Raw genomic sequence first — 2,534 nt, 5'->3', positions numbered from 1 at the left:
TGTGTATCGGCGTGGAAAAAGGACCCGGCTGAGGGGCTGATCGGCGTCCAATAGGGACCCACCCGCTCCCGTGCATCTCTAGCTCCCTACCGCTCACGGTCTGGGAGCCAGCCGGGGATGTTGATCGTGGAGACTATCGCCAAAATCCGACGCCTGTTTCGCGAGCACCGGAGCATCCGGGAGATTTCGCGGGAGCTGCGTCTCTCTCGCAAGGTCGTGCGCAAGGCGCTGCGCTCGGACAAGACCGCCTTCTCATACAAGCGCCAGCATCAGCCCCGACCTCAGCTCGACGGCCATATCGCCCGCCTCGATGCGCTGCTGGCGGAGGAACTTGCCAAGCCAAAGCGGGAGCGACTGAGCTTTACCCGCCTGTTCGAGGATCTGCGAGCACAGGGGTACGCCGGTGGCTATGATGCCGTGCGCCGTTATGCTCAGCGCTACTTCGCTGAACGAGCCGCCACCGCCCAAGGCGTGTTCGTGCCACTCTCGTTTGCGCCAGCCGAGGCTTACCAGTTCGACTGGAGCCATGAGATTGCCAGGCTCGCCGGTGTCACCACACAGATCAAGGTGGCGCACGTTCGGCTCTGCCATAGCCGCCTGTTCCTGCTGCGGGCCTACCCACGCGAGACGCAGGAGATGGTGTTCGACGCTCACGAACATGCCTTCCGCTTCTTCGGCGGCTCGTGCCGGCGTGGCATCTACGACAACATGCGCACGGCTGTGTCGGCGATCTTTGCTGGGCGCCAGCGCACGTTCAACCGCCGCTTCCTGCAACTGTGCTCACACCATCTCGTCGAGCCGACCGCCTGCAACCCGTGTGCGGGTTGGGAGAAGGGGCAGGTCGAGAGCCAGGTGCGCACCGCCCGCGGCCGCTTCTTCAAGCCGATCCCGCGCTTCGAGACACTGGCCGACCTCAACCAGTGGCTTGAAGAGCGCTGCCGAGCCTGGGCGCAGGTAGCCGCGCATCCTGTGCAGAGAGAGCGCACCGTGCAGGCGGTGTTCGAAGCCGAGGACCGGCCTGCGCTGATCCCTTACCGCGGCCCGTTCGACGGCTTCCATGAGGTCGAAGTCGTCGCCTCGAAGACCTGCCTCGTGCGCTATGACTACAATCGCTACTCCATCGAGGCCCTGGCGGCTGGCCGACACGTTCAGCTCCGCGCCTACGCCGACCGGATCAGCGTCTTCCACAACGGGCAGTCCGTCGCCGAGCACGATCGCTGTTTTGCCCGCAATCAGATCATCTACAATCCCTGGCACTACCTGCCGGTGCTTGTCCGCAAGCCGGGAGCGTTGCGCAACGGCGAGCCGTTCCGCAATTGGGACCTGCCCCCTGGCCTTGCCGAGATCCGTGAACGTTTGCGCGGGCATGCCGACGGTGACCGGCAGTTCGTCACGATCCTGGCTGCGATGCCCGAGGCCGAGTTGGAGGCCGTTGAGGCCGCCTGCCAAGCGGCTCTGACAGCCCGCCTGTTCAGTGCCGATGCGGTCCTCAACCTGCTGTCTCGTGGGCGCCAGGGCGTCCCACCTGAAGCCGTGCCGACGCCGGCAGGCTTGACCCTCGGCCTAGAGCCGTCGGCCGACTGTGCCCGCTACGATGAGCTTCGTGCGCTGGAGGTGCTGTGATGGAGCGGCACACCGTCCTCGACCTCATGGTCAAGCTCAAGCTGCGTGGTATGCGAGCAGCCTACGACGAGGTGATCACGCAGGCCAGCAAGCGCGGACATTCAGCAGAGCGGGTCCTCGGCGAGTTGCTGGCTGCTCAACTGGCTGACGTCGAGAGCCGAGCCACGGCCTACCGCATGGGTATGGCCCGTTTTCCCGTGATGAAGGCGCTGGCCGAGTTCGATCTGAGCGCTTCGCCCGTGAACGCCGCCGTCGTGCGCGACCTGCACCAGGGCACCTTCCTGACGGACAGCCGCAACGTAGTGCTGATCGGCGGGACGGGTTCAGGCAAGACGCACCTGGCCATCGCCATTGGCGCGAACTGTGTGCGCGAGCGCGAGGCTCGGGTGCGCTTCTTCAACACGGTCGACCTGGTCAACCAGCTTGAAGCCGAAGCACGGGCGGGCAAGACAGGCCGACTGGCTACGCAGCTGGCGCGGACAGACCTCGTGATCCTCGACGAGCTTGGCTACCTGCCGTTCCCCCGCGCTGGCGGGCAGATGTTGTTCCACCTGATCAGCCGGCTCTACGAGCGCACGTCCGTGCTCGTCACGACGAACCTGCCGTTTGGCGAATGGCCCAGTGTGTTTGGGGATGCAAAGATGACGACAGCTCTGCTCGACCGGCTGACGCATCACTGTGACATCCTCGAGACCGGCAACGCCAGTTGGCGACTGAAGACCCGCACATGAGTCCAGGCTGATGCAGTGCTTGTGCTACCGGATCGGCGTCAGACTGGAGGCGAGGCCAACGCTGCTACGCTCGCCCGACCAGCTTTGCAGCATTGGCCTCTCCCGTAGCGCATGCTCGAAGGCGACGGGTGGGTCCCTATTGGGCGCCGATCCTGGGTCCCTTTTGCACGCCGATTGACA

The 2,534-nt window shown here is 64.9% G+C and carries 2 protein-coding genes; both read left to right on the top strand.

The genetic code is table 11. The features are described from left to right. Positions 1–117: 117 nt before the first annotated feature. Positions 118–1,623, top strand: coding sequence for an IS21 family transposase (gene istA / locus AC0IY1_RS25255; protein ID WP_471773319.1), 1,506 nt, complete (start codon positions 118–120; stop codon positions 1,621–1,623). Next, a complete protein-coding gene (gene istB / locus AC0IY1_RS25250) occupies positions 1,623–2,354 on the top strand; it encodes an IS21-like element helper ATPase IstB (RefSeq protein WP_471773317.1) in 732 nt (243 codons plus the stop codon). Before istA ends, istB begins: the two co-directional genes overlap by 1 nt. Positions 2,355–2,534 lie beyond the last annotated feature (180 nt).

Source organism: Methylobacterium sp. AC690 (genome assembly GCF_979256535.1).
This window is presented reverse-complemented; position numbering and strand designations above follow the sequence as displayed.

Coding starts and splice junctions, on each gene's coding strand:
- istA (WP_471773319.1), top strand. CDS start 118: ATGTTGATCGTGGAGACTATCGCCAAAATCCGACGCCTGTTTCGCGAG.
- istB (WP_471773317.1), top strand. CDS start 1,623: ATGGAGCGGCACACCGTCCTCGACCTCATGGTCAAGCTCAAGCTGCGT.